Source organism: Pseudoxanthomonas gei (assembly GCF_010119615.1).
In the GTDB taxonomy this organism is placed as follows: Bacteria; Pseudomonadota; Gammaproteobacteria; order Xanthomonadales; family Xanthomonadaceae; genus Pseudoxanthomonas_A; species Pseudoxanthomonas_A gei.
The window spans coordinates 141660-166852 of record NZ_QOVG01000005.1 but is presented as its reverse complement, the minus strand read 5'-3'; the positions used below and the strand labels follow the sequence as shown (position 1 = coordinate 166852).

The 25193-nt window shown below is 66.5% G+C and carries 21 protein-coding genes and 1 pseudogene; 4 read left to right on the top strand and 18 right to left on the bottom strand.

What is annotated here, in order from left to right:
• Window positions 1-5 precede the first annotated feature (5 nt).
• The 8 genes from DT603_RS09075 to DT603_RS09040 all read right to left on the bottom strand — a co-directional run bounded on the left by DT603_RS09075 (window position 6) and on the right by DT603_RS09040 (window position 8636).
• Complete coding sequence (locus tag DT603_RS09075) at window positions 6-1229, bottom strand: EAL domain-containing response regulator (RefSeq protein ID WP_162349559.1); 1224 nt, start codon at window positions 1227-1229, stop codon at window positions 6-8.
• Window positions 1229-2095, bottom strand: coding sequence for a response regulator (locus DT603_RS09070; RefSeq protein WP_281350911.1), 867 nt, complete (start codon window positions 2093-2095; stop codon window positions 1229-1231). The genes DT603_RS09075 and DT603_RS09070 overlap by 1 nt, the downstream gene beginning before the upstream one ends.
• A complete protein-coding gene (locus DT603_RS09065; RefSeq protein ID WP_162349557.1) occupies window positions 2092-2517 on the bottom strand; it encodes a response regulator in 426 nt (141 codons plus the stop codon). Before DT603_RS09065 ends, DT603_RS09070 begins: the two co-directional genes overlap by 4 nt.
• Window positions 2514-5036 carry a response regulator gene (locus DT603_RS09060; RefSeq protein WP_162349556.1) on the bottom strand — a complete coding sequence of 841 codons (2523 nt, stop codon included), beginning with the start codon at window positions 5034-5036 and terminating at the stop codon, window positions 2514-2516. The genes DT603_RS09065 and DT603_RS09060 overlap by 4 nt, the downstream gene beginning before the upstream one ends.
• 195 nt (window positions 5037-5231) lie before the next feature.
• Window positions 5232-6140, bottom strand: a complete 909-nt coding sequence (locus DT603_RS09055; protein WP_162349555.1) for a heme o synthase — start codon at window positions 6138-6140, stop codon at window positions 5232-5234.
• Complete coding sequence (locus tag DT603_RS09050; protein ID WP_162349554.1) at window positions 6137-7300, bottom strand: COX15/CtaA family protein; 1164 nt, start codon at window positions 7298-7300, stop codon at window positions 6137-6139. Before DT603_RS09050 ends, DT603_RS09055 begins: the two co-directional genes overlap by 4 nt.
• On the bottom strand, window positions 7300-7887 hold the full coding sequence (locus DT603_RS09045; RefSeq protein ID WP_162349553.1) for a hypothetical protein: 588 nt from the start codon (window positions 7885-7887) through the stop codon (window positions 7300-7302). Before DT603_RS09045 ends, DT603_RS09050 begins: the two co-directional genes overlap by 1 nt.
• Window positions 7884-8636, bottom strand: a complete 753-nt coding sequence (locus tag DT603_RS09040) for an SURF1 family protein (RefSeq protein WP_162349552.1) — start codon at window positions 8634-8636, stop codon at window positions 7884-7886. The genes DT603_RS09045 and DT603_RS09040 overlap by 4 nt, the downstream gene beginning before the upstream one ends.
• Window positions 8637-8690: 54 nt before the next feature.
• On the opposite strand from DT603_RS09040, the gene DT603_RS09035 reads away from it, so the two are divergent.
• Window positions 8691-8909 (top strand): twin transmembrane helix small protein, encoded by a 219-nt coding sequence (locus tag DT603_RS09035; RefSeq protein WP_093289811.1) that lies wholly within the window; start codon window positions 8691-8693, stop codon window positions 8907-8909.
• Window positions 8910-9045: 136 nt separating this feature from the next.
• Here DT603_RS09035 and DT603_RS09030 read toward each other — a convergent pair whose 3' ends face one another.
• From DT603_RS09030 to DT603_RS09010, 6 genes are all read right to left on the bottom strand, one after another.
• Window positions 9046-9924 carry a cytochrome c oxidase subunit 3 gene (locus DT603_RS09030; protein WP_162349551.1) on the bottom strand — a complete coding sequence of 293 codons (879 nt, stop codon included), beginning with the start codon at window positions 9922-9924 and terminating at the stop codon, window positions 9046-9048.
• Window positions 9925-9958: 34 nt separating this feature from the next.
• The gene (locus DT603_RS09025; RefSeq protein ID WP_162349550.1) at window positions 9959-10546 is read right to left on the bottom strand and encodes a cytochrome c oxidase assembly protein; all 588 of its coding nucleotides are present in this window, start codon (window positions 10544-10546) and stop codon (window positions 9959-9961) included.
• Window positions 10543-10677 carry a hypothetical protein gene (locus DT603_RS16205; RefSeq protein ID WP_281350910.1) on the bottom strand — a complete coding sequence of 45 codons (135 nt, stop codon included), beginning with the start codon at window positions 10675-10677 and terminating at the stop codon, window positions 10543-10545. The genes DT603_RS09025 and DT603_RS16205 overlap by 4 nt, the downstream gene beginning before the upstream one ends.
• Before the next feature lie 5 nt (window positions 10678-10682).
• A complete protein-coding gene (gene ctaD, locus DT603_RS09020; protein WP_162349549.1) occupies window positions 10683-12293 on the bottom strand; it encodes a cytochrome c oxidase subunit I in 1611 nt (536 codons plus the stop codon).
• A 79-nt stretch (window positions 12294-12372) separates the two neighbouring features.
• Window positions 12373-13335, bottom strand: a complete 963-nt coding sequence (gene coxB / locus DT603_RS09015; protein ID WP_162349548.1) for a cytochrome c oxidase subunit II — start codon at window positions 13333-13335, stop codon at window positions 12373-12375.
• An 18-nt stretch (window positions 13336-13353) separates the two neighbouring features.
• Window positions 13354-13842: a DUF2244 domain-containing protein gene (locus DT603_RS09010; protein WP_162349683.1), complete on the bottom strand. Its 489-nt coding sequence runs from the start codon at window positions 13840-13842 to the stop codon at window positions 13354-13356.
• A 278-nt stretch (window positions 13843-14120) separates the two neighbouring features.
• Between DT603_RS09010 and putA the strand changes: the two genes are divergently transcribed.
• A complete protein-coding gene (putA, locus tag DT603_RS16070; RefSeq protein ID WP_246191730.1) occupies window positions 14121-17414 on the top strand; it encodes a bifunctional proline dehydrogenase/L-glutamate gamma-semialdehyde dehydrogenase PutA in 3294 nt (1097 codons plus the stop codon).
• A gap of 102 nt (window positions 17415-17516) precedes the next feature.
• Here the strand turns inward: putA and DT603_RS08995 are convergent, their stop codons facing one another.
• Entirely contained in the window at window positions 17517-18887 is a 1371-nt protein-coding gene (locus tag DT603_RS08995) for an OmpP1/FadL family transporter (protein ID WP_162349547.1), read from the bottom strand.
• 241 nt (window positions 18888-19128) lie between these two features.
• Between DT603_RS08995 and DT603_RS08990 the strand changes: the two genes are divergently transcribed.
• Both DT603_RS08990 and DT603_RS08985 read left to right on the top strand, forming a co-directional pair.
• Entirely contained in the window at window positions 19129-19821 is a 693-nt protein-coding gene (locus tag DT603_RS08990; protein ID WP_162349546.1) for a rhomboid family intramembrane serine protease, read from the top strand.
• A 560-nt stretch (window positions 19822-20381) separates the two neighbouring features.
• On the top strand, window positions 20382-20702 hold the full coding sequence (locus tag DT603_RS08985) for a DUF1820 family protein (RefSeq protein ID WP_162349545.1): 321 nt from the start codon (window positions 20382-20384) through the stop codon (window positions 20700-20702).
• Between the two features lie 48 nt (window positions 20703-20750).
• Here the strand turns inward: DT603_RS08985 and DT603_RS08980 are convergent.
• The 3 genes and pseudogenes from DT603_RS08980 to gpmI all read right to left on the bottom strand — a co-directional run.
• Window positions 20751-22061 (bottom strand): annotated as a pseudogene (locus DT603_RS08980) (S41 family peptidase); the annotation flags it as partial.
• A 132-nt stretch (window positions 22062-22193) separates the two neighbouring features.
• The gene (locus DT603_RS08975; RefSeq protein WP_162349543.1) at window positions 22194-23459 is read right to left on the bottom strand and encodes a murein hydrolase activator EnvC family protein; all 1266 of its coding nucleotides are present in this window, start codon (window positions 23457-23459) and stop codon (window positions 22194-22196) included.
• Window positions 23456-25009 (bottom strand): 2,3-bisphosphoglycerate-independent phosphoglycerate mutase, encoded by a 1554-nt coding sequence (gpmI, locus tag DT603_RS08970; RefSeq protein ID WP_162349542.1) that lies wholly within the window; start codon window positions 25007-25009, stop codon window positions 23456-23458. Before gpmI ends, DT603_RS08975 begins: the two co-directional genes overlap by 4 nt.
• Between the last annotated feature and the right edge of the window lie 184 nt (window positions 25010-25193).

Genomic DNA, 25193 nt, shown 5'->3' with positions numbered 1-25193 from the left:
GCCGCTCAGCCTTCGCCGTGCAGGCCGACCAGTTGCCCGTGACTCAGGCGGCCCTGCCACGAGGCGATCCACCCGGGAAGTTCAGACGCGGGCATGGGCCGACCGATGAAATACCCCTGCGCCAGCTCGCAGCCGGTCAGGTGCAGCAGTTCCCAGTCCTCGTTGTCCTCCACGCCTTCGGCTACCACCTCCATGCCCAGCTTGCGGCCCAAGCCCAGGCTGGCGTCGTAGATCGCACGTGCAGTCTTGTCGTGCAGGGCCCCATGCACGAAGCCGCGGTCGATCTTGAGTTCGTCAAAGGAAATGTCGCGCAGCTGCGATAGCGAGGAGTGCCCGGTACCAAAATCATCGATGGACAGGCGGAAGCGCTTCATGCGCAGCCGGGTCAGGGTTTCCAGCGGCGCGCGCAGGTCCTGCATCAGGCTGCCTTCCGTGATTTCCAGTATCAGGTCCTGTGGCGCATGCCCTGCAGCGAGCGCCGTAGCGGCCACGAAATCGGCGAACCCGACCGATGAGAGATTGTCCATGGAGACGTTGACTGCGACATGCAGCTCCAGCCCCTGTCCGCGCCAGCGGCGGGCCTGGGCCAGTGCGCCGGCCAGGACCAAACGCGTCAGCTCGTCGATGAGCCCGTGTCGTTCGGCGATGCCAATGAACTGGTCGGGAAAGACCAGCCCGTCCTGAGGATGTCGCCAGCGCACCAGTGTCTCGACCCCGGCAACCGCGCCGGTCGCAACCACGACCTTGGGTTGATAATAATTGACCAGATGTCCACGCTCGATGGCATGGCGCAACTCGGTTTGGTCGTAGGATTTGCGAGCCGGCAATGGCACGGAATATCCGGGGCGCCACGTCTCCAGCACGGCCGCCAGCGCTTCGCGCGAAGCCGGCTTGGGCAAATGTCCAAGCACAGTGATCTGGTGGGCCTGGACCAGTTTTTCGGCCATCTGCATGACCCGCTCATCCTCGCCGCTGATCAGCAACAGGCTGCCGCGGTAGCCATGTTCGACAAGCTTGCGGACGAATTCCACGCCATCCATGTGCGGCATGTTCAGATCCATCAGGATCAACTCGGGTCGCTGCGCGGTCCCAATCTGCTGCAGCGCGCTTGCTCCGCTTTCGCAGGTCGCCACCGAGGTGAATCCCAGGCTGTCCAGCATTTGTGCGAGCAACCGGAGCATGAAAGGCTCGTCGTCAAGCACCAGAATCCTGAGCGCCGATTTGTCCATCAGGAGCCCACGCCGATGCTGCCCGCTGCCGCCCCGTCGTTGCGACTGCCCTCGGGTGGAGGGCGTGGCAACGTGTCGAGGAAGCTGTTCACCGCCTGCAGTTCGCGTTCGAACAATATCCAGAGCCGCGCCAGGGCGGCGGCATCGTTTTCCTTCCCGGCTGTTTCCAGCTCGGCACAGAGCGCGCCGAGGGCCAGTGCCCCCACCGCTCGCGCCGCCGAGCAGAGCTTGTGCGCCTGCTCGCTCGCCAACCGGGATTCACCCCCAAGGCAGTAGCGACCCAGCTTGCTCGCGATTTCCGCCGCACTGGCCTGGAACTGCCTTTGCAGCTTCCGGTTGGTTTCCGGGTCCGGGCCGATCAACGCCTGGAGCACGCTCACGTCCACCGAGGCGTCGTCGCGTGCGGGCCATGCGTCGGCGCTCAGGGCCGGGAGAGTGTCCGCCACATCGGGCAACCAGTCCTGCAGCAACGCCTTGAGCTCGGCCAGCTGCAGTGGCTTGCCCAGGTAACCATCCATGCCCGCCGCAATGCAGCGATCAGACTCTTCCCGGGGGGCGCTGGCGGTCAAGGCAATGATGGGGGTGCGCAGACCCTGGCCCGAGTGAATCTGCTCTGCCGCACGAATGGCCATGGCCAGTTCGAAACCATCCATTCGTGGCATGTGCAGGTCGCACAGCAGCAGCCCATAGTGGCCACCTTGCCACGACGCCAGCGCCTCGCATCCATCGGCCGCGATGTCGGCGTCAAAACCCAGCAATGTCAGCTGGCGCAGGATCAGTTTCTGGTTCATCGCATTGTCTTCGGCGACCAGGATCCGCCTCTGTTTTGCTGGCCTCCGGGCGCGCGCAGGGTCTTCGGGGATCATGGCGGCGTGGCCTCCTGCCCCGTGTCCCCGCGCGGTCCGGCCTTGTCAGCGAGGCGCGGCATTGCGCTCAGTAAACCGTCGATAGCTGCGTACAGCTCCTGGTAGCGCAGCGGCTTGGCGATGTAGCCGTCACAGCCGGCGACGCGGATCCTCTCCCGGTCGGATTTCATCGCCATCGCAGTCAGTGCCAGTACCGGAATAGCCGACGTCGCGGGGTCCTGCTTCAGCAACGCGGTTGCCGCCAGGCCGTCCATGCCGGGCAGCTGTATGTCCATCAGGATCAGGTCGGGGCGTTCGGCACGCGCAAGCATCAACCCGTTCTCGGCGTCGGCCGCGCACAGCACCGAATGACCCGCATTGCGCAGCAGCAGCGCCAGCTTCATGTTGGCCGGATTGTCCTCTATGACGAGCACCTTGCTCATGCGACTCCTTCGCTGGTTGGCTGCAACGCGCGCCGCACCTCGGCAAGGAAGCCGGCGCGGTTGAACCCGGCTTTCTCCACAATACCAACAGCCCGCTCCCTGTGGGCATTCAGGGTGGCACGATCCAGGGCGGTGATGTCCTTGGCCGTCACCACCAGAATCGGTATGCGTGCGGTTTCACGGTCGCGCTGCAAGGCCTCGACCACGTCGAATCCGCTGACCTCGGGCATCATCAGGTCGAGCAGGATCAGGTCTGGCCGCAGTCGCCGGGCCTGCTGTATGGCCTGGGCGCCACTGTCGGCGCGCACCACCGAGTAGGCCGGTGCCGGCAGTAGCGCGGCAATCATGTCGCTGGCCCTGGGATCGTCGTCCACCACCAGCACGGTGCGGATGCGTTCGGGCAACGGGTGCAGTCCGATGGCGGCCAGCGAGGCTTTCAACTGGATCCGGCTGATCGGCTTCTGCAGGACCGCCGCTGCGCCGCGGGTCACGGCGATGCTGGTATCGGCCAGGCTGGAAATGATGACCAGCGGAACGTGGGCCAGGATAGGGTCGTGACGGATCCGGTCCAGGAACTCCCAACCGTCCATTCCCGGCAACTGCAGGTCCAGGGTGATCAGGCTCAAGGGTTGTCCGGCCGCCCGCAGCAGGGCGCTTTCGGCACTGGCCTCGCGCAGCACCGTGAAGCCTTCGTTCTCCAGCAACAGCCGCACCAGGTCCGCTGCCAGGTCGTCGTCTTCCACCACCAGGGCGACGCGCCCGGTGCTGGCGCCGGCTTCCGCTGCCACGACCATGTCGTTGACCGCTGCGGGCGGGTCCACGCCCTCGGCCTCGAGCAGGGGAAGCCAGGCGGCGAATCGCGCGCCCTCGCCCTCCGCGCTGGCTACCGCAACGGCCCCGCCGTGGAGTTCGGCCAGTTGCTTGACCATCGCCAGGCCCAGGCCGGTGCCTTCGAACCTGCGCGCCAGGCTGCTGTCGATCTGGCTGAACGCCTGGAACAGCTTGGCCATGTCGTTGCGGGAAATGCCGATGCCGTTGTCGCACACCGAGATTTCCAGGAACTCGCCGTGGTTGTTGTCCGGCAGCGCGAAGCCGTGCACCGGCCAGTTGCCCGACTGCAGGCCCACCGCACTGCGTGCCACGCGACGCGCGCGGAGGATGACGGTCCCGCCATTGGCGCTGAATTTCACCGCATTGGAAAGCAGGTTGTAGACGATCTGCTTGGTCTTGCGCTTGTCCAGCTGGATGATGCCCAGGGCATCATCGACCCGCAGTTCCAGCTGCACATGCTGGGTCGCGGCTTTCTCCCGGACGATGGCCAGGCTGTCTGCAAGCAGGCTGCCCACGTCGACCGCTTCGAGCTCCAGCGCCATCATCCCGGCTTCGACCTTGGACAGATCCAGTATGTCGTTGATCAGCGAAAGCAGGTGTTGGCCACTGGTGAAAATATCGCCCGTGTATTCCTGCTGGGTTTCGCTCATCGGCCCGATCAATCCGTCCTTCAGCACTTCGGAGAACCCGATGATGGCGTTCAGCGGAGTGCGGAGCTCATGCGACATGGTCGCCAGGAATTCGGACTTCATGCGGCTGGCGCGCTCCAGCTCGATGTTCTTTTCCTGCAGCGCAAGATCGAAGCGTTTGGTCTCGGTGATGTCGCGCGCCGCGGCGATCACGCCCTGCAGCTTGCGGTCGCGGTCGCGGAAGGTGGCGGCGTTGTAGGAAACCACCGTCTCCTCGCCGCTGCGCGCGCGCACGGTCAGCTCGTAGTTGCTGACCTTGTTCTCGGTCAGTACGCGCTGGATGGCGGCGTCGGCGCGCGCCGGATCGGTGAAGAAGTTGCTGCAGGGCGCGCCGATCAGTTCGTCACGGGTGCGCCCGGTCAGCTGGATCATCTGCTGGTTCACGTCGGAGATGATGCCTTGTGGGTCGGTCATCATCAGCGCGTCGATATTGGATTCGATAAGCGAGCGGGTATAGAACTGCTGGTCGCGCAGCCGCTGGTCCAGCAATGCCTGCGCCGCTTCCACCTGCTTGCGCGCCGTGTTGTCGGTGCCGATCAGCAGATAGCCGATGATTTCGTTGCCCGCGTTGCGCAGTGCGGTCACCGACACCATGGCCGGGAAGCGGCTGCCATCCTTGCGGATATAGGTCAGCTCGTAGATGTCCTCGATGCCGCGCGAGGCCTTGAACACGAGTGCCTCGAACCCTGGCGTGATGGGTGTGTCCAGCTCGAGGCTCAGGGCGGCCGCGCGTGCGATCAGTTCCCGCGGATCGGAGATGTCCGCCGGGGTGATGCGATTGACCACGTCCGCCGCGGCGTATCCGAGCATGGTCTCGGCGCCTACGTTGAAGATCTGGATGACGCCCTTCTCGTCAGTGGCAATGCTCGAAAAGTAGGCGCTGTTGAAAATCGCGTCCTGCAGGGCCCCGGTCTTGAGCAGCGCGCTCTGGCGCTGGAATTCCATGCTGCCTTCGGCCCCATCGCGCCTGGCAGGGATACCGGGGTCCGGACCGCTCATTCAAGTTTTCCTTCCGCGTGAACAGGCGTGGACCAGGCTCGTCGCCAGAGGACTGGAAGCGACGCTGTGACAGCTCACGGTCTGCTCCCCGCACGGGATTGTCACCGCCATGCGGCGGACGCCAAGCAGAAGATGATTCAGCAAACGTATACCACGAAAATCGCGGATGCCCCGCTTCGCGGCCGGCAACTTCAGTCAGGTCGCGGGCTGCAGCCAGGGCATCAGCCAGTGGTCGGCCAGCAGGAAGGCGAACAGCGCCATCAGGTAGACGATGGAGTAGTTGAACACCCGCATCGGGAAGAACTCGTCCGGCGGATCCAGCAGGCGCCAGGCGTACCAGAGGAACACCGCGCCCAGCACCAGCGCGCCGCCCAGGTAGAACAGCCCGCTCATGCCGAAGATCACCGGCAGCACGGTCACTTCGACCAGCAACACGGTGTAGAACAGGATCTGCCAGCGCGTGTAGGTGACCCCATGGGTGACCGGCAGCATCGGCACCAGCGCGCGCGCGTAGTCGTCGCGACGGAAGATGGCCAGGGCCCAGAAATGCGGCGGCGTCCACACAAAGATGATCAGCACCAGCAACAGCGCGTACGGCCAGTCCCATTCGCCGGCCATGCCGGTGACCGAAGCCCAGCCCAGCAGCGGCGGCGCCGCCCCGGCCACCCCGCCGATGACGATGTTCTGCGGCGTGGCCCGTTTCAGGAACACGGTGTAGACCACCGCATAGCCGATCAGCGAGGCGAAAGTCAGCACCGCGGTGATGGTGTTCACCCACAGCACCAGCACCGTCATCGAGGCCGCCGCCAGCACCAGCGCGAACACCAGCGCCTGCCAGGGCTTGAGGTCGCCCACCACCAGCGGGCGCCAGGAGGTGCGCGCCATTTTCGCGTCGATGCGCGCATCCAGGATCTGGTTGATCGCCGCGGCGCTGGACGCCGCCAGCCAGATCCCCAGGAAGCCAAGTGCGCCGTGCTTCAACTGCTGCGCATCGGGCATGCCGTCGACGGCCAGCAGCATGCCGACCAGCGCGGTGAACACGATCAGTGCCACCACGCGCGGCTTGGTCAGGCTCCAGTACTGCCGGAAGACGGACCTGTTCATTCCGGCCTGCGCAGGCGCGCGAGCAGCGAAACCAGCACGAACAGCAGCAGCGCGGCGCCGGCGTTGTGCGCCACTGCCACGTGCAGCGGCAGGGCCAGCTTGACGTTGAGGATGCCCAGCGACACCTGGGTGAGCACCAGCACGATCAGCGCGGTTGACCAGCCACGCATGCCCGGCGTGCGCAGCAGCCGCAACCCGAAGACGAGCAGGTACAGGGCCAGGATGATGGCGACGATGCGATGCGCCATCTGGATGGCGATGCGCGAGGCGCCATCCAGCACGCCGCCTTCGTAGTCCACGCCGACGCCACGCCACAGCACGAAGCCTTCGCGGAAATCATGCGGCGGCCACCACTGGCCCACGCATTTGGGGAAATTGTCGGCCGACCAGCTGCCGGCACCGCACGACAGCGCCGCGTAGTTGGCACTGACCCAGCCGCCCAGCGCGATCTGCAGGCCCAGCAACACCAGGCCGGCGCTGACCCAGCGCTTCAGTGCGATCGCTTCCCCCACGATGATCGGGCGATCGATCGCCCGCCATGCCATCCAGGTCAACAACGCAAAGGTGGTCAGTCCGCCCAGTAGGTGACCCATCACCACGATGGGCTTCAGCAGCCAGGTCACCGTCCACATGCCCAGCAGGGCCTGGAAGATGATCACGGCCAGGGTCAGTGCCGCGGTGCGTGCCAGATCGATGTTCGACCAGCGCAATGCGGCGAACAGCAGTATTGCTTCGCCGGTGATCGCCAGGCCGGAAGCCGCGGCGTGCTCACCGCGCATGTACAGCGGGATCGCGGCAGCCACCAGCAGCGCGGCCGTTGCGATCTGGGCGATGCCGTAGCGGCGCTTGCGGGCGGCCAGCACCGCCAGCAAGAGCACCAGCAGGCCCAGCGAAGCGGCCAGGTGCCGATGGAACTGCTCGCGCCAGGCCTTGTGCGTTTCGAAGGGACGCACGTCACTGGCAACATGGTCGCTCACGTCGCTGTCTGCGTGTGGCCAGGCCGCGCGGCCATAGCAGGTGGGCCAGTCGGGACAGCTCAGGCCTGCGTCGGACAGGCGCACGAAGGCCCCGAACACGACCACACACAGCGTCAGCGTCACGGCCAGCCAGGCGAATCGATGGAAATGTTTGTATACCGAGGGACGTGCGAGCAGGTTCATCAGATCAGCTTCAGCAGCTTGGCCACATCGGTGCGGATGAACCCCGGGTCGGTACCGGGCGCATAGCGCAGGATCACGAAGCCGTTGGGATCGATGACATACACGGGGATGCCGGCCGGATCGTCGACGCGTGGCAGCGCACGCATCAATTCCGGGGTGGGCTGCAACACGCGCCGCGCCGCGGTGGCTGGCGCGCCCGCGGGCAAGGTGCCTATCCAGAGGATTTCCACATGGTCGGCCTTGTTGCCGAACAACTGCCAGACCACGTCCAGGTCCCTGGCCAGCTGGGTACAGACAGCGGCGCAGGAAGCCGGCGGAGCCACCGCGATGCGCCACATGCGTTCGGCCGGTTGCCAGGCATAGTTGCCACCGGACGCCAGCTTCGGCACCACCGCGCGCGCATCCACGGCCGGGCGCAGCATTTCCCCATGCACCTTGGTGCCTTGAGGCTGCCAGCCACTGAAACGCAGGATGCCGGCGGCGGCTATGGTGCCGAAAAACAGCAGGAAGATCAGGACCAGGATCAGGCGGCCACGCCGCACCTGGGAGGGATCGGGCGAGGTGGACAGACGGGGATCGGAATTCATGGCGTTATTTTCTCACGCGCAGCGTGCTGGCGTCGCCGGTGCGTGCGCAGCGTCAGCACCAGCGCGGTGATGAACACCGCAATGGCCAGTCCGAACCACTGCACCGCATAGCCCAGATGCCGTTCCGGTGGCAGCGTATTGGGCAGCATCTCCAGATCACGCGCGTAACCAATACCGATGGCGGGGTCCAGGCGCAGGATGCGCGGCGCAAGCGCGGGCAGTTTCAGTGCATCGGCCAGCAAGGCACGGTCCAGGCTGGTCACCAGCAGGTTGCCATCGGCTTGCGGCACTGCCACCGCACTGGCGATGCCGGCCGAAGGAGGCGGCGCCAGCAGGCCGGCCAAGGACCGTGGGCCCGGCCAATTGCCGATGGCAGGCAGGCGCCGATCACCGGGCAGCGGCAGCCAGCCCAGGTCGACCAGCAAGGGCACGGCATTGCCGTCGGACTGGAACACGCGGAAGACGCGGATGCCCGGACGGCCCTGATGCCCCTGGTTGTCCAGCAGCACGGCTGGGGCGGAAGTGAAGTGGCCGCGGCCTTGCGCCCAGTCATGGGCGGTCGCACGGAGGGGATCGGACGCTGCCGACAATGCCAGCGGAAGCCGCGCGGACAGCACCGTCTTCGCCTCGGCCAGCATTGCTTCCTTCTGCCGCGCGCGATCCAGCTGCCAGACGCCCAGGCTGCTGAACAGTGCAATGCCCAGCAATGCCAGCGCCCAGCCGAACAGGTTGCCGGTAGGCCGGCTCATGCGGTTCGCGCCCTTGCCTGCGATAATGCACACCTGTCGCCGGAAGCTGCCGTCATGAACGATTCGCTGAAAACCCTGCTCATCATTGCGTTCCTGATCGTGATCCTGTGGAACCTGGGGGCGGGCCTGTATTACCTGCTGGTCGACAAGGGCCAGAGCAAGCGCACCGTCAATGCATTGACCCGGCGCATCGCGTTCTCGGTGGCCCTGATCCTGCTGGTGGCGCTGGGGATCTATACCGGTGTGATCAAGCCGCACGGTATCGGCGGCTGATAAGCGTCGAAGCCGCGCCTGCGGCGTCGTAAACAGAAAAGTCGGCCGCTACGCGGCCTGCAAATCCAACCTTTGCAGGCGGCATCGCCGCCGACTTTGCCATTTCAGCCTGCGCAGCAGGCCACTTCACTCGCCCTTAAAGCACGTAGACGAACAGGAACAGGCCCAGCCAGACCACGTCGACGAAGTGCCAGTACCAGGCGGCGGCTTCGAAGGCGAAGTGGCTGTCCTTGGTGAAGTGGCCCTTGAGCACGCGCAGCCACATGATGGCCAGCATCAATGTTCCCAGGAACACGTGCGCACCGTGGAAGCCGGTGAGCATGAAGAACGTCGAACCGTAGATGCCCGAACCCAGGGTCAGGTTGAGCTCCTTGTAGGCGTGGATGTACTCCTCGCCCTGGAAGAACAGGAACAGGCAGCCCAGCACCACGGTCAGGCCCAGCCAGATCAGCACCTGCTTGCGGTTGGACGCCTTCAGGGCGTGGTGGGCAATGGTCAGGGTGATGCCCGAGGAAAGCAGGATCAGCGTATTGAGCAGGGGCAGGCCCCAGGCCGGGATGGTCTGGAAGGCGCCACCGACGCTGGCCGGGCCCGCCGTCGGCCAGGCCGCGCTGTAGCCGTCCCACAACAGCGCATTGGTCATCACGCCGTCGCCCGCACCGCCCAGCCACGGCAGCGCCAGGTTGCGCGCATAGAACAACGCACCAAAGAACGCGCCGAAGAACATCACTTCGGAGAAGATGAACCAGACCATGCCCATGCGGAACGAGACATCGACCTGCTTGTTGTAGTGGCCACTGACTGATTCACGGATCACGTCGCCGAACCACATGAACAGCGTGGCCAGCAGCATCACCAGGCCGGCAAAGAACATCCACTGGCCCCACGCCGTCTCGTTCAACCAGCTGGCGACGCCCAACATGGTGGTGAACATGGCGATGGAACCCACGAACGGCCACTTGCTGTGGTGTGGTACGTAGTAGGCGGTGGCGTCCGGCGAATGCGTTTGGGCCATGGCGGAGTCTTTCCTGTTGCTGATCTGGTGGTGTCTACGGAGCCGCGAGCGGCGAAGGCGAAACCCTGGCGGTGCCCAGGCGGGCAGTCAGGGCGTCGTTCTTGAAGAAGGTATACGACAGGGTGATGGTGCTCACGTCCGCCGGCAGGTTGGGGTCGACAATGAAGCGCACCGGCATGTCGCGCTTCTCACCGGCCTGCAGGGTCTGGGCGGTGAAGCAGAAGCACTCGGTCTTGGTGAAGTAGCCCGAGGCGCGCGACGGCGCCACCGAAGGCACGGCCGAACCGACGATGGTGTCCTTGCTGTCGTTGCGCGCGAAGTACAGCGCCTCGTTCAATTCGCCCGGCACCACCTGCATGGTCAGCTGCTCGGGGTGGAAGGCCCACGGCAGTTTCGAATTCACGCCGCCATCGAACTGCACGGTGACCGTGCGCGCCTTCGGCGCAAGCGCGGCCGCCTGGGTCTCGCCCTGTTGGCCGGCCACACGCTCCAGGCGGATGCCGAAGACTTTTTCGCAGGCGATGCGGTACAGCGGCACCAGCGAGAAAGTGAAGGCGAAGGCCGCCAGCGAAACGCCCAGCAGCTTGAACAGGCCCGCCGAGTTGGATTTTCCCTTGCTCATTTCGCCACGACGCCGGACGCGATGAAGGCAATGTAGATCGCCAACGCAATGGCGCCGATCACCAGCGCCATGCGCGCCGCGCGCTTGCGGCGCACGGCGAGGTCATCAGCAGGGGGCAGCGGCGCGGTCATCGGATTCAGTGGGTGACGTCGTCATGGGCCAGGTCACCCGGACGGATGACCGGCGGGGTGGTGAAGGTGTGGTGCGGCGCCGGCGACGGCACGGTCCACTCCAGGCCACGTGCATGTTCCCAGGCACGTGCTTCTGCCTTGGCGCCATTGCGCAGCGAGTGCCACAGGATCGCGCCCATCAGGAACGGCGTGGCGAACATACCGAAGGCGCCGATCGAACTGATCAGGTTCCAGTCGGCGAACACCGGGTTGTAGTCCGGGATGCGGCGCGGCATGCCGGCCAGGCCCAGGAAGTGCTGCGGGAAGAACAGCAGGTTCACGAACACGATGCTCCACCAGAAGTGGAACTTGCTCCAGAACTGGCTGTACATGCGGCCCGACCACTTCGGCCACCAGTAGTACACCGCGGCGATGATGCCGAACAGCGCGCCGGTGACCAGCACGTAGTGGAAGTGGGCGACCACAAAATAGGTGTCGTGGTACTGGAAGTCCGCCGGCACGATGGCCAGCATCAGGCCGGAGAACCCGCCGATGGTGAACAGGATCACGAAGGCGATGGCCCACAGCATCGGCGTCTCGAAGCTGAGCGAGCCGCGCCACATGGTGCTGACCCAGTTGAACACCTTCACCCCGGTGGGAATGGCGATGAGCATGGTTGCGAACATGAAGTAGATCTCGCCGCCCAGCGGCATGCCCACGGTGAACATGTGGTGGGCCCAGACGATGAATGACAGGAACGCGATCGACGCGGTGGCGTAGACCATGGCCTGGTAGCCGAACAGTGGCTTGCGGCTGAAGGTCGGCAGGATCTCGCTGGCGATGCCGAACGCCGGCAGGATCATGATGTAGACCTCGGGGTGGCCGAAGAACCAGAAGATGTGCTGGTACATCACCGGGTCGCCGCCGCCGGCCGCGTTGAAGAAGCTGGTGCCGAAGAACTTGTCGGTCAGCAGCATGGTCACCGCGCCGGCGAGCACCGGCATGACCGCGATCAGCAGGAACGCGGTGATCAGCCAGGTCCAGCAGAAGATCGGCATCTTCAGCAGGTCGATGCCCGGCGCGCGCATGTTGAGGATGGTGGCGATGATGTTGATCGCGCCCATGATCGAGCTGATGCCCATCATGTGGATGGCGAAGACGGTGAAAGCCACGTTGTAGCCGCCCTGCAGCGACAGCGGCGGGTACAGGGTCCAGCCACCGGCGGGCGCGCCACCTGGCAGGACCAGGGTCATCAGCAGCAGGGTGAAGGCGAACGGCATGATCCAGAACGACCAGTTGTTCATGCGCGGCAGGGCCATGTCCGGCGCGCCGATCTGCAGCGGCACCATCCAGTTGGCCAAGCCGACGAAGGCCGGCATGACGCCGCCGAAGATCATCACCAGCGCATGCACCGAGGTCATCTGGTTGAAGAACTCGGGCTTCACGAACTGCAGGCCCGGGGTCATCAGTTCCAGCCGGATCACCACCGACATGGCTGCGCCGATGATGAACATGATGAAGCTGAAGATCAGGTACAGCGTGCCGATGTCTTTGTGGTTGGTCGAAAAGAACCAACGCTCAAAGAAACCTTGCTTGTGGCCGTGATCGTCATGGTGGGCGACTTCGGAATAGGCCATGGGGTGTTACCTCAAAAAATCGATATGGGCTTGGCGAATGCGGACTGGCGTGAACGGAACGACGTCGGGTTCGACGTGATCAGGCCTTGGCAGGTTCGGCGACGGGATCGGGAGCGGCGGCCGGTGCAGCGTCGAGGGGCGCGGCTTCAGCCGGCGCAGCCTCGACAGGCGCGGCAGCGGCAGGCGCCGGCGCGGCCGGTGCAGCGGCAGGCGCTACCGGCTTGCGTTCGGCGAGCCAGGCCTGGAACTCCTGCTTGGAGACTGCGCGCACCACGATGGGCATGAAGCCGTGGTCCTTGCCGCACAGTTCGGCGCACTGGCCGCGGTAGATGCCGGGGGTCTGGATGTCGGTCCAGGCCTCGTTGATGATTCCGGGGATCGCGTCCTGTTTCCAGCCCAGGGCCGGCACCCACCAGGCGTGGATGACGTCATCGGCGGTGATCACGAAACGGATCTTGGTGTTGACCGGCAGCACCAGCTGGTTGTCGACATCCAGCAGGTAATGGGGATTGGAGGCGACCGTCGGCTTGGCGCCGCTCTGGCGCATGCGGTCGGACTCACGGTCCAGGCGACTGGTGATCTGCACGTCCTCGCCCAGGTACTCGTACTTCCACATCCACTGGTAGCCGGTGACCTTCACCGTCATTTCCGAATCGCGGGTGTCGTACATGGCGATCAGCTTGGCCGTGGCCGGCCAGGCCATCACCACCAGGATCAGGATCGGAATGACCGTCCAGATGATCTCGGCCGTGGTGTTGTGGCTGAACTGCGCGGCGACCGCGCCCTTGGACTTGCGGAACTTGAACATCGCATAGGCCATCGCGCCGAACACGATGACGCCGATCACCACGCAGACCCACAGCGCGATCATGTGCGCGTCGTAGGCGTGCTGGGAGGAACTGGTCACGCCCCGCCCCATGTTCAGCTGCCAGGGCTTGGGGTCAGCGGACTGCGCCCAGGCCATCGCCGGGGCCAGCAGTGCACAGGCCGCAACCATGGAGCGCTGCGTGACCCGCTTGAAGAAACCATTTGCTTGCATCATTGCCTAGACCCTTGTGCGTCATCGGTAGCGGCCTGCTGCCGCCAGTAAATCCTGCAACTGCCGCGCCAGCTCCCTGCGTTCGGCCGGTCCCAGGAAGTTGCCCACCTGGACCTGCCTGCCGCTGGAGGCCAGCGAAATCCTCTCGCCATCCTCTTCGATACGCAGCCGCACCCAACAGGGATGCGCCCGGAATACCGACTGCGCCAGCACACCGTTTTCGCTGGTGCGGCTGACTTCAACCATCTGCGGATCGATGTTGATGCACTCGTTGCGCTCACCGCTGCGCCACAACCAGCGCAAAGCCGCCGCCACGATTGCGCTGTGCAACAGCGCGAACGCCGGCGCAAACACATTGCCGCCCAACCAGCCAGCGACTGCCACCAACCACATCGACCCTGCCAATACCGCAAACAGCGCCCTGAACTGCGCGGCCGTCATCGCCCGGGGCGGTCGCAGCCTGAGCCGCGCGCCATGCCCGATCGGGAAGGACGGAACCACTTCGATCATGTCGCCAACTGCGCTTTTGCGGCCGCAGGAAACCCGGCAAATGGTAGCCTCCGCACCCCCCAGCGGCAAGCTTCAATGCAGTTGCCGACCACCGCGACCGCGGTTTGCAGGGCAACCGCAGCGCCTGTCCGGGACCCGGCGCTCATGCGGATCGGCTGCCGCGACGGTGCTATGCCGACAGCGCAGCCTCTACACTAGCGGGCTCCCAGCCTCATGCGCACGCCCTTATGACCACCCTGCCCGCTGGCGCGGCTGTCGTGCCGCCATTGGCCACTTCCATGCTTTCCCCGGAAATGCCCGCTGACGCGTCCCCGTTGCGCCAGGCCATCACCGCGGCATGGATGCGCGATGAAACTGAACACGTGCGCGAACTGTTGGGCCAGGCGCGTCTTCCGCCACCCGAACAGGCCCAGGCCCAGGCGCTGGCGGCCGATCTGGTCCGACGCGTGCGCAGCCGCGCGCACGACCAGGGCGCCATCGAGGCCTTCATGCGCCAGTACGATCTGGGCAGCGAGGAAGGCGTGCTGCTGATGTGCGTGGCCGAAGCGCTGCTGCGCATTCCCGACCAGGACACCGCCGACAAGCTGATCCGCGACAAGCTGGGCGATGCGGACTGGAAGAAGCACATGGGCGAAAGCGACTCGGTGCTGGTCAATGCCTCGACCTGGGGCCTGATGCTGACCGGCAAGCTGGTCAGCCTGAACGACCTGACCCGCCACGACGTGCGCGGCGCCTTCAAACGCCTGGTCGGCCGCGTGGGCGAGCCGGTGATCCGCCTGGCCGTGCGCCAGGCCATGCGCATCATGGGCCACCAGTTCGTGATGGGCCGGACCATAGCCGAGGCGCTGGGCCGCAGCCGCAAGGGCGACAACGCCAACTACCGCTATTCCTTCGACATGCTGGGCGAGGGCGCGCTGACTTCAAAGGATGCCGCGCGCTACCTGGAGGCCTACCGCAAGGCCATCCACGCCATTGGCAAGACGGGGCCTTTCTCCGATGTCTTCGCCGCCCCCAGCATCTCGATCAAGCTCTCCGCCCTGCACCCGCGCTACGAACACGCCAAGCGCGAACGGGTGATGGCCGAGCTGGCACCCGGCATCCTCGAGCTGGCGCAGCTGGCCAGGGGCTATGGCATCGGCTTCACCATCGATGCCGAGGAAGCCGACCGCCTGGAGCTGTCGCTGGACCTGATCGAGGCGACTTTTTCGGACAAGTCGCTGGACGGCTGGGAAGGCTACGGCCTGGCCGTGCAGGCTTACCAGAAGCGTACGCCCTACGTGCTCGACTTCCTCGCCGACCTGGCCCGCCGGGTGGGCCGGCGCATGCCCGTGCGCCTGGTCAAGGGCGCGTACTGGGATGCGGAAGTCAAACGCGCGCAGGTCGAAGGCCATCCGGGCTATCCGGTCTTCACCCGCAAGCCGAATACCGACGTGTCCTACCTGGCCAATGCGCGGCGCATGTTTGCGAACATCGATGCCTTGTATCCGATGTTCGCGACGCATAACGCGCAGACGATTGCGGCGATCCAACAGCTGTCCCTTCTCCCTTTGGGAGAAGGTGCCCGCAGGGCGGATGAGGGTACGGAGCATCCAACTGCTGACGCTCGCGCCGTACCCTCACCCCAACCCTCAGCCGCTGGAGGCGGCTTCGATTCCCGACGGGAGAGGGGCTTTGAATTCCAGAAACTCCACGGCATGGGCGACGACCTGTATGCCGAAGTGGTGCCCGCGGACCGCTTGGGCATCCCCTGCCGCGTGTACGCGCCGGTCGGCTCGCACGAGGACCTGCTGCCCTACCTGGTCCGCCGCCTGCTCGAGAACGGCGCCAACTCCAGCTTCGTCAACCGCATCACCGACGAAAAGGTCGCCATCGACGACCTGATCCGCGACCCGGTGGACACGGTGGCCGCATTCGATTCCATCCCGCATCCGCGCATCCCGCTGCCGGTGCAACTTTTCCAGAACCAGGCCCCGGGCCTGCGCACCGACAGGAAGAACTCCATGGGCGCCAACCTCGCCAACGATCAGGAACTGCGCGTGCTTGCCGAGCAGATCAATGCCGCTTTCCTGCAGGCCGGCCCGCACGGCTGGCGCGCGGCGCCGCTGGTGCCGGGCGCGGTGCTGTCCACGCGTGCGCTGCCGGTGACCAATCCGGCCGACCGCCGCCAGGTCGTGGGCGAATGGCACGCGGCCGATGCGGCAATCGTCGAAAAAGCCCTGCACAACGCGGTCGTCGCCCAACCCGGCTGGGACCGCACGCCTGCCGCGGGCCGCGCCACGATCCTCGAGCATGCCGCCAGCCTGCTGGAAGCGCGGATGCCCGAATTCATCGCCCTGTGCGTGAAGGAAGCCGGCAAGACCATTCCCGATGGCGTGGCCGAAGTGCGCGAGGCGGTGGATTTCCTGCGCTACTACGCGGCCCAGGCCCGCGCCCAGTTCGGCGCGCCCGAACGCCTGCCCGGGCCGACCGGCGAATCCAACGAGCTGCAGCTGCATGGCCGCGGCGTGTTCGTCTGCATCAGCCCGTGGAATTTCCCGCTGGCCATCTTCCTGGGCCAGGTGGCAGCGGCCCTGGCCGCCGGCAACAGCGTGATCGCCAAGCCGGCCGAACAGACCAACCTGATCGGCCACGCGGCGATGAAGCTGCTGCATGAAGCCGGCGTGCCGGAAAACGTGGTCCAGTTCCTGCCCGGCGATGGCGCCGTGGTGGGTGCGGCCCTGACCCGCGACCCGCGCGTGGCGGGCGTGGCGTTCACCGGCTCCACCGACACGGCGCGCGCCATCAACCGCGCCATGGCCGCGCGCGACGCGGCCATCGGCGTGCTGATCGCCGAGACCGGTGGCCAGAACGCCTTCATCGCCGATTCGTCCGCGCTGCCCGAACAACTGGTCAAGGATGCGATCGGTTCGGCCTTCACCTCGGCCGGCCAGCGCTGCTCGGCCGCGCGCGTGCTGTTCGTGCAGGAAGACATCGCCGACAAGGTCATCGGCATGCTGGCCGGCGCGATGGACGAACTGAAGGTCGGCGATCCCGGCCTGCTGTCCACCGACGTCGGTCCGGTCATCGACGCCGACGCCCTGCAGATCCTCCAGGACCATGCGCAGCGCATGGACAGCGAGGCCAAGCTGATCAGGCGCGCGCATGTCGATTCGTCAGTGGCGCACGGCACCTACTTTGCACCCGGGGCCTGGGAACTGGCGTCGCTGGACCAGCTGCAGAAGGAAGTGTTCGGCCCCGCGCTGCACGTCGTGCGCTGGAAGGGCGAGGAGCTGGACCAGGTGATCGATGCGATCAACGCCACCGGCTACGGCCTGACCCTGGGCGTGCATTCGCGCATCGACGAGACCATCGACCGCATCGCGGCGCGGGTCAAGGTGGGCAATGTCTACGTCAACCGCAACCAGATCGGTGCGGTGGTCGGGGTGCAGCCGTTCGGTGGCCAGGGCTTGTCCGGCACCGGCCCCAAGGCCGGCGGCCCGCACTACCTGCCGCGCTTTGCCACCGAGAAGACGGTCACCGTCAACACCACGGCTGCCGGCGGCAATGCCTCGCTGCTGACCCTGGGCGACTGACCCGGCAGGCCTTCGCAAGGCGGCGCTGGCCGCATTCGCCAGCGCCCAGGTCAAAAAAAACCCCGCCGAAGCGGGGTTTTTTCGATCAGGACCGAAGGCCGATCAGAACTTGTACTGCGCCGAGATGCCGTACAGGTCCGCGCCACCGTCGTAGCTGCCGCTCAGGAACGCGCCCTGGCCGCTGGCGCCGGCGGCGATCGCCACTTCCGGTGCGTCGGCCAGCTGCACGCGGGTGTAGTTGCCGCTGACTTCCCAATGCTCGCTCGGAGCCCAGGTCACGCCGACGGCGTAGAAGTTGCGATCCTGGTCGGGCAGGCGCGGCGTGCGGTGCGGCCGGCTGACCGGCGAGCTGTCACGACCGGCACCGGCGCGCAAGGTCAGCGTATCGCTGAACTTGTACTCGCCACCCAGCGAATAGAAGTCGGCCTTCTTCCACGAATAATCCTCGGCGCTGTCGGCCTGGGCGGGATTGTCGAAGGTGATGCGGATTTCCTGCAGCGACTGCCAATCGGTGCGCTGGTATTCGCTCATCAGGGCAAGGCGGTCGGTGGCCTGCCAGGTCACGCTGACCGTATCGACGCTGGGCAGGGTCAGCTTGGCGCCGCCCTTGCCATCCTGGTACTGGCCGGGCGCACCCAGGGCCAGCAAACCGGCGACGCTGGTCGGCACTTCGAAGTCGGCCTTGCCATTGACCTCGTGGTCCACCTCGGAGCGATGCGAATAGCCGATCGAGAGATTCTCCATGGGACGCCAGTTGGCGCCGGCGATCCAGCCCAGGTTGGTGTCGTGGCCTTCGATGGTGGCCATGCCGTCGTTCATCTGCGGGCCGATGCCGGTGCCGGGAGCGCAGAACGCCGCGGCGATCTTGCAGATGCCGGTGCCGAAGTCGATCGCATTGGACAGGGTCACGTCGGCACGTTCGATGATCAGGCCGGCGCCGACCGAGAAGTTCTCGCCCAGGTTCAACGAGGCGGCGAGGGTCAGGTCGACCACGCGCACGTCCGATTCCAGGGCGTGGTAGCGGCCTACCCAGTCCTTGTCGTAGTCGGTCGCCAGGCCGAACGGCGCACTGACCATGGCGCCCACGGTGAGGCCTTCGAAACCACCGGTCAGCGGCTTGACGATGGACATCGCCGGCACCGGGTTGAGGCCGCCCGCGTCGCCGCCATCACCGCCCTTCAAGGGATTGCCGAGGCCGTCGGTGCCGCCGCCGCTGAACTCGAACGACAGGTCGATCAGGGTCGCGTCGACCTGGGCCGTGGTGCGTTCGAAGGTGGACATGACCGCCGGGTTGTTGGCGACCACCGAGGTGTCGCCCTGGGCGGAACCTGCGCCTGCGAAGGCACGGCCGGCCGCCTTGACGCTGTTTTCTTTCAGGTGGAAAGCTTCGGCGCTGGCATTGCCAGCAGCCAGGGCGCCGGCGATGCCGAAGGCCAGGGCGGAAAGTTGGATGAGTCGGGTTGCGTACTGCATGAAATTTTTCTCCGGAGGACTGGGAACCACTTGTCATGGGTCGCGCGAATCAGGCCCGGCCAGGGCCCGCCCGCACGCCGGAAGTCCCTCCCGACATACGACACCGTATCGGACTATACCTTGCGGATTAACTAGTTACTAACATTACATGCTGAACAGGGTGCGGTTTGGATGAGCGGTGAAAGGCCGTAAGGTGCCAGCCTGTCCCCGCAGTCCACTCCCCCGCCCCCGCATTCCGTCCATGTTCGTTTCGCTTCCTTCCCGCAAGAAACCGGCCCTGCGCTGGGCCACCCCGACCCTGTTCGCCACCCTGTGGATCGCCTTCCTGTGGGTGGCGATGCGACCGGCGGCGACCCACAGCAGCCTGATGCTGAACTGGGGCGCGCTGTCGGGTGGGCTGTCCGCGCCGGAGGCCTGGATTTCGGGCGTGCGCGACGGCAGCGCGCTGCGCCTGTTCACCGCCCTGTTCCTGCACGCGGACTGGGCCCACCTGCTGGGCAACCTGGTGTTCCTGCTGATCTTCGGCCTGCCCGCCGAACGCAGCATGGGACCCTGGCGTTTCCTGCTGCTGTTCCTGGTGGGCGGCGCGTTTTCCAACCTGGCCGCCGCGCTGTCGATCGGCGCGCCGGACCGGGTCATCATCGGTGCCAGCGGCGCGGTTTCGGCGGTGATCGGCGCCTACCTGGCACTGTTCCCGCGCGCCAAGCTGGGGGTGGTGTTGCCGCTGGGGCTGTTCCTGGAGTTCGTGAAGGCGCCCGCGTCGCTGCTGATCGGCATCTGGGCGCTGCTGCAGGTGATCTTCGCCTACATCGGGCCGGCCTTCGGCGCGGTGGCGTGGTCGGCGCACATCGCCGGCTTCCTGTTCGGCGTGGTGTTCGCGTTGTTCGTGCGTGCGGCCATCGCGCGGCGGCTGCGCAAGCGCCAGGGCTATTGATCGCGGGGAAGCCGCGTGCTGCGCACGCTGTGAAGGGTGAAGTCGGCCGCGTTGCGGCCTGGAAAGGGAAAACCGCTTTGGCTCGCAAGCGACCGCGTCCAGCCTGCGGACCTTGAACGCAGGCTCCGCAACCTTGAGTGCAGACTCTGCGAGCTTGAACGCAGCCTCGGCGACCCTGCACGCAGCCTGGGCGACCTTGAACACTGGCTCGATGACCCTGCACGCAGCCTCGGCAACCTTGAACGCGGGCTCCTTGACTGACCCTGCACACAGCCTCGACGACCTTGAACGCAGGCTCCGTGACCCTGCACGCAGCCTCGGCGACCTTGAACGCAGGCTTCCCGACCTTGAACGCAGCCCCCGCGACCTTGAACACAACCTCCCGAGCCTGCGCGCACGCGATCGCGCCTGGTGGCCGTCTTCCGTGCAAGCTTCTCGTCATTGCCGCAGGGCCGCGTGACCGGAACGGGCTGCGATTCAGAGGAGCAGACGGCCTGGCGGTGCGGGTCCGCCCACTACCGCCGACGAAGCGGGTGATCCGGCCGCTCTATAATCACGCCATGGCCAAGCTTCTCTACAAGATCACTTTCCTCAACCACGGCAAGGTCTACGAGCTCTATGGCCGCCATGTCGCCGCCAGCAGCCTGTGGGGCTTCACCGAGGTCGGTGAACTGGTGTTCGACGTGCATGACGGCATCGTCGTGGATCCGACCGAAGAACGCCTGCGCGAGGAGTTCGCCGGTACCAAGGTCCTGCACCTGCCGATGCAGAGCATCGTGCGCATCGAGGAAGTCGAGCGCAAAGGCCAGTCGGTGATCCGTGATGCCGAAAGCGGCGAGCGCGTGGTCACCCCGTTCCCGTTGCCCGCCAAGCCGCGCTGAGTCCGCCACCGCGACGCGGCCGCAGCCGCGGCAGGTCGCTCAGTTCTTTTTGGCAGCGGTCGTGCGCGCGGCCTGGGTGGTGACCGGCAGCTTCTTCTTCAACTCCGCCAGCGCCGCATCGATCGGCTTGTCGCCCTCCAGCACGTCGCCGGCCAGGTAGCCTTCGGCGCCTTCTTCGTCGCCACGCAGGTGGCCCGGCAGCGCCGCTTCGCTGTAATCGAACGGCGTGGCCGCGTCCTTGGCCGCTTCGGGCTTCAGGACCACGTCGGGCACGATGCCGCTGGCCTGGATCGACTTGCCGCTGGGCGTGTAGTAGCGGGCGGTGGTCAGTTTCACCGAATCGCCGTTGTCCAGCGGCAGCACGGTCTGCACCGAGCCCTTGCCGAAGGTGCGGCTGCCGATCACGCGGGCGCGGTTGTTGTCGCGCAGCGCGCCGGCCAGCACCTCGGCGGCGCTGGCCGAACCGGCATCCACCAGCACCATCAGCGGCGCTCCCTGCAGGCGGTCGCCCGGGGTGGCATCGAATTTAGAATCGCTGACCGCGATGCGGCCGCGGGTGGTGACGATGTTGCCCTTGTCCAGCAGGTCATCGGCCACCTGCACCGCTGACACCAACAGCCCGCCGGGGTTGCTGCGCAGGTCCAGCACCAGTCCGCTGAGCTTGCCGCCGGCCTGCAGCTTGTCCAGGTTGCGCTGGAAATCGGCGCCGGTGTCAGCCTGGAACGTGCTGATGCGCAGGTAGCCGTAGCCGGGCTCCAGCATGCGGCTGCGCACGCTGGCCACGCGGATGGTTTCGCGGACCAGGGTCACGTCGAACGGCTTGGGCTTGCCTTCGCGGATGAGGGTCAGGGTGAGTTTGCTGCCCGGCGCGCCGCGCAACGGCTCCATGCCGCCTTCGGCGCTGATCGGCTTGCCTTCGATGGCCACGATCACGTCGCCGGCCTTGATGCCGGCCTTGGCCGCCGGCGTGTCGTCGATGGGCGCAATCACCCGCAAGGTGTTGTCGGGCTGCTGCAGCAGCTCCACGCCCACGCCGTCGTAGGCGCCGGTGGCCTGTTCGTCGAAGGCGGCGGCATCTTCCTTGTCGAAATAGGTGCTGTGCGGATCCAGGTCCAGCAGCAGGCCCCTGATGGCCGAGTGCATCAGCTTCTTGTCGTCCACCGGCACCACGTAGGCTTCCTTGACCGCGTTGAACACCGCCACGTAGCGGCGGATCTCGTCCAGCGGCACCTTGGAGGGCACCGACTCGGCGGCATCGGGGTCGTCGCTGGAGGCGGCGGCTGGGGTTTCCTTTTCAACGTCCTGGGCAAACGCCGGCAGGCCGCAGAGGACAAGCATCAGGAACAGGGGAAGACGCATGCAGGAACTCCGGGGAAGGACTGGCAACCGACCCCGCACGAGGCTGCGAAGTTTCAGGCGAAAGTCCAGGCGATTATGCGCGAGGCCGCTGTAAACCCGTCGTAAAGCCGCCGGGCACGCCGGCGCGCGGGTTCAGCGGCGCTGCAGCCACGTGGCCGGATCGATCGGCTGGCCGTTGCGGCGCAGTTCGAAATACAGCGCCGGCGTGCCCTGCCCGCCGGAGCTGCCGACCTTGGCTACCGCATCGCCGCGCCTGACCTTGTCGCCGGCATCGCGCAGCAGGCTTTCATTGTGCGCATACAGGCTCATGTAGCCGTTGCCGTGGTCGACGATCAGGATCAGGCCGTAGCCGGTCATCCATTCGGAAAACACCACGCTGCCGTCGGCCACCGCGGTGACCGTGCTGCCAGTGGGCGCGCCGATCAGCACGCCGGCACTGCTGCGTCCGTCGGGCATGCGGCCGCCGAAGCGCGCCAGCAGGTTGCCCGCAAGCGGCCAGCCAAGTCCGCCGACTTTCAGTGCCGGCGCACTGGCCACCACCGGCCTGGCCGGCGCGCGTGCCGGCGCGGGCGGCTTGTCGCCGCTGGCACGCGCGGCGGCGGCGGCTTTCTTTTCCGCGGCCTGCTGCAGGGCCACGCGCCTGGCCTCGGCCCGGCGTTCGGCTTCGGCCCGCGCGGCGGCGGCACGCAGGTTGGCCAGCAGGCGCTCGAGCGAGCGCGCATCCTGGCCCAGCGCCTTCTCGCGCGCCGCCCGGTCCTGGTAACGCTGGTCGAGCTCGGCGGTCAGCGCGGCACTGGCCGTGCGGTCTTTCGCCAGCACCTGGACCCGCGCGCGCTGCTGGTTGCGGGTGGCATCCAGCTGCGCGCGGCGCGCGGCGATGTCGCGCTCCACGTCATCCAGGGCCTTCAATTCGGCGCTGAGCGCGGCAATCCGGCGGCTGCGGTCGCCTTGCACGTAACGGTGATAGGCGAGCACGCGGTTGGCATCGGCCACGCGGTCCTGCGACAGCAGCACCTTCAGCGGCGCATTGCTGCCCAACTGGTAGGACGCGCGCACCAGCGCGGTCAACTGCGCGCGCTGGCTGCCCAGGCGCGCGCGCATGCCATCGCGCTGCTGTTGCAGCCTGGCCAGCCCGGCTTCCTCGCGTTGCAGCGCGGCCTCGGTTTCGCTGAGCGAGCGGCTGGACTTGCCGACCTGCTCGTCGGCGCTGCGCAGCTTGCGCGCCGCCTCGCCGCGCGCGTCTTCCAGTTTGCGGCGCTCCTGGGCGATGGTCTTCAGCTCGCCGCGCAGCTTCAGCAGTTTCTTCTCGGCTTCACGCTGGCTCTGCGCGGGCGCCGGGGCGATCGCGGCGAAGCCCAGCGCAAGGGCGAGACAGGCGAGCGCGAAGCGATGCTTCATCCGGCGCTGTCGAACAGGCTGCGACCGCTCATCTCCGCCGGTTGCGGCAGGCCCAGCAGGTCGAGCAGGGTGGGCGCGACGTCGCGCAGGGCACCCCCCGGACGCAGGGTGGCGTGGTGTTCGCCGACGTAGACCAGCGGCACCGGGCCGACGGTGTGCGCGGTGTGCGGCTGACCGGTTGCGGGGTCGCGCATCATTTCCAGGTTGCCGTGGTCGGCGGTGATGACCAGCGCGCCATGCTGCGCGCGGACCGCGGCCTCCACTTCACCGATCGCGATATCGACCGCCTGCGCCGCCAGGATCGCGGCCTGCAGGTCGCCGCTGTGCCCGACCATGTCCGGGTTGGCGATGTTGCAGATGATCACGTCGAAGCGCGCCGAGGCGATCGCCTGCACCAGCCTGGCGGTCAGTTCGGGCAGGCTCATGGCCGGCTGCAGGTCGTAGGTCGCAACCTTGGGGCTGGGCACCAGGATGCGTTCCTCGCCGGCGAAGGGATCTTCGCGGCCGCCACTGAAGAAGAAGGTGACGTGCGCGTATTTCTCGGTCTCGGCGATGCGCAGCTGGGTCAGGCCGGCCTCGGCCAGCAGTTCACCCAGCGTGTGCCGCAGGTCGTCGGGGCCATAGGCCACCGCGGCCGGCAGCCGGGCGTCGTATTCGGTGAGGCAGACGTAACGCGACAGCAGTGGCCGGCGTGCGTGGAAACCGTCGAAACCCGGCGACACGAACGCCGAGGTGATCTGGCGGGCGCGATCGGCGCGGAAATTCATGAACACCACGGCATCGCCGTCATGCATCGGCCGCGCGCCGTCGATCACCGTGGGCAACACGAACTCGTCGTTTTCCCCGCGCGCGTACGCTTCACGCAACGCCGAGAGCGAGTCGGCCGCATGCTGCGGGCTGCTGGCTTCGACGATTGCATCCCAGGCCAGGCGCAGGCGATCCCAGCGCTGGTCGCGGTCCATCGCGTAATAGCGGCCACTGACCGAGGCGATGTGCGCGTTGCCCAGGGTTTCGCATTCCGACTGCAGGGCCCTGAGGCTGGCCTCGGCCGAGCGTGGCGGCGTATCGCGCCCGTCCAGGAAGGCATGCACGGCCACGCGCGGCACGCCACGGCGCTTGGCCATGTCGAGCATGGCGAAGATGTGCGTCTCATGGCTGTGCACGCCGCCGGGCGAGAGCAGGCCGAAGACGTGCAGGGTGCGATCGCCGCTGCTGGCGTCTTCGCAGGCCGCGACCAGTTCGGCATTCTCGAAGAAGCTGCCGTCCTCGATGGCCGCATCGATGCGGGTCAGGTCCTGGTAGACGATGCGGCCCGCGCCCAGGTTCATGTGCCCCACTTCCGAATTGCCCATCTGCCCGTCGGGCAATCCGACGTGCCGGCCCTCGGTGTGGATCAGCGTGTGCGGTGCGGTCGCCAGCAACTGTCGCCAATGCGGCAGGGTGGCCTGGGCCACTGCGTTGTCGGCGGTCTCCTCACGATGTCCCCAGCCATCCAGGATCAGCAGGACCACGGGCTTGGGGCGCGACGGGGACGCAGGGGATGGGGGCACGGCGGCAATCCAGTGACTTCAGGCAGGTGTGGATTGTAGCGAAGCCTGCTCCCATGCAGTCTGCTTCAAGGAGCCCTTCGATGAGGCCTGCTTGGAACCGGCTTCGCGTTCCGTAGTCCATGCGCAGTCCTGGAGGGTTTAAACCCTGCACGCGTCCTGCGCATCGCACTGATCAACCCATCGT

Coding starts and splice junctions, on each gene's coding strand:
- DT603_RS09075 (WP_162349559.1), bottom strand. CDS start 1,229: ATGGACAAATCGGCGCTCAGGATTCTGGTGCTTGACGACGAGCCTTTC.
- DT603_RS09070 (WP_281350911.1), bottom strand. CDS start 2,095: ATGATCCCCGAAGACCCTGCGCGCGCCCGGAGGCCAGCAAAACAGAGG.
- DT603_RS09065 (WP_162349557.1), bottom strand. CDS start 2,517: ATGAGCAAGGTGCTCGTCATAGAGGACAATCCGGCCAACATGAAGCTG.
- DT603_RS09060 (WP_162349556.1), bottom strand. CDS start 5,036: ATGAGCGGTCCGGACCCCGGTATCCCTGCCAGGCGCGATGGGGCCGAA.
- DT603_RS09055 (WP_162349555.1), bottom strand. CDS start 6,140: ATGAACAGGTCCGTCTTCCGGCAGTACTGGAGCCTGACCAAGCCGCGC.
- DT603_RS09050 (WP_162349554.1), bottom strand. CDS start 7,300: ATGAACCTGCTCGCACGTCCCTCGGTATACAAACATTTCCATCGATTC.
- DT603_RS09045 (WP_162349553.1), bottom strand. CDS start 7,887: ATGAATTCCGATCCCCGTCTGTCCACCTCGCCCGATCCCTCCCAGGTG.
- DT603_RS09040 (WP_162349552.1), bottom strand. CDS start 8,636: ATGAGCCGGCCTACCGGCAACCTGTTCGGCTGGGCGCTGGCATTGCTG.
- DT603_RS09035 (WP_093289811.1), top strand. CDS start 8,691: ATGAACGATTCGCTGAAAACCCTGCTCATCATTGCGTTCCTGATCGTG.
- DT603_RS09030 (WP_162349551.1), bottom strand. CDS start 9,924: ATGGCCCAAACGCATTCGCCGGACGCCACCGCCTACTACGTACCACAC.
- DT603_RS09025 (WP_162349550.1), bottom strand. CDS start 10,546: ATGAGCAAGGGAAAATCCAACTCGGCGGGCCTGTTCAAGCTGCTGGGC.
- DT603_RS16205 (WP_281350910.1), bottom strand. CDS start 10,677: ATGACCGCGCCGCTGCCCCCTGCTGATGACCTCGCCGTGCGCCGCAAG.
- ctaD (WP_162349549.1), bottom strand. CDS start 12,293: ATGGCCTATTCCGAAGTCGCCCACCATGACGATCACGGCCACAAGCAA.
- coxB (WP_162349548.1), bottom strand. CDS start 13,335: ATGATGCAAGCAAATGGTTTCTTCAAGCGGGTCACGCAGCGCTCCATG.
- DT603_RS09010 (WP_162349683.1), bottom strand. CDS start 13,842: ATGATCGAAGTGGTTCCGTCCTTCCCGATCGGGCATGGCGCGCGGCTC.
- putA (WP_246191730.1), top strand. CDS start 14,121: ATGCTTTCCCCGGAAATGCCCGCTGACGCGTCCCCGTTGCGCCAGGCC.
- DT603_RS08995 (WP_162349547.1), bottom strand. CDS start 18,887: ATGCAGTACGCAACCCGACTCATCCAACTTTCCGCCCTGGCCTTCGGC.
- DT603_RS08990 (WP_162349546.1), top strand. CDS start 19,129: ATGTTCGTTTCGCTTCCTTCCCGCAAGAAACCGGCCCTGCGCTGGGCC.
- DT603_RS08985 (WP_162349545.1), top strand. CDS start 20,382: ATGGCCAAGCTTCTCTACAAGATCACTTTCCTCAACCACGGCAAGGTC.
- DT603_RS08975 (WP_162349543.1), bottom strand. CDS start 23,459: ATGAAGCATCGCTTCGCGCTCGCCTGTCTCGCCCTTGCGCTGGGCTTC.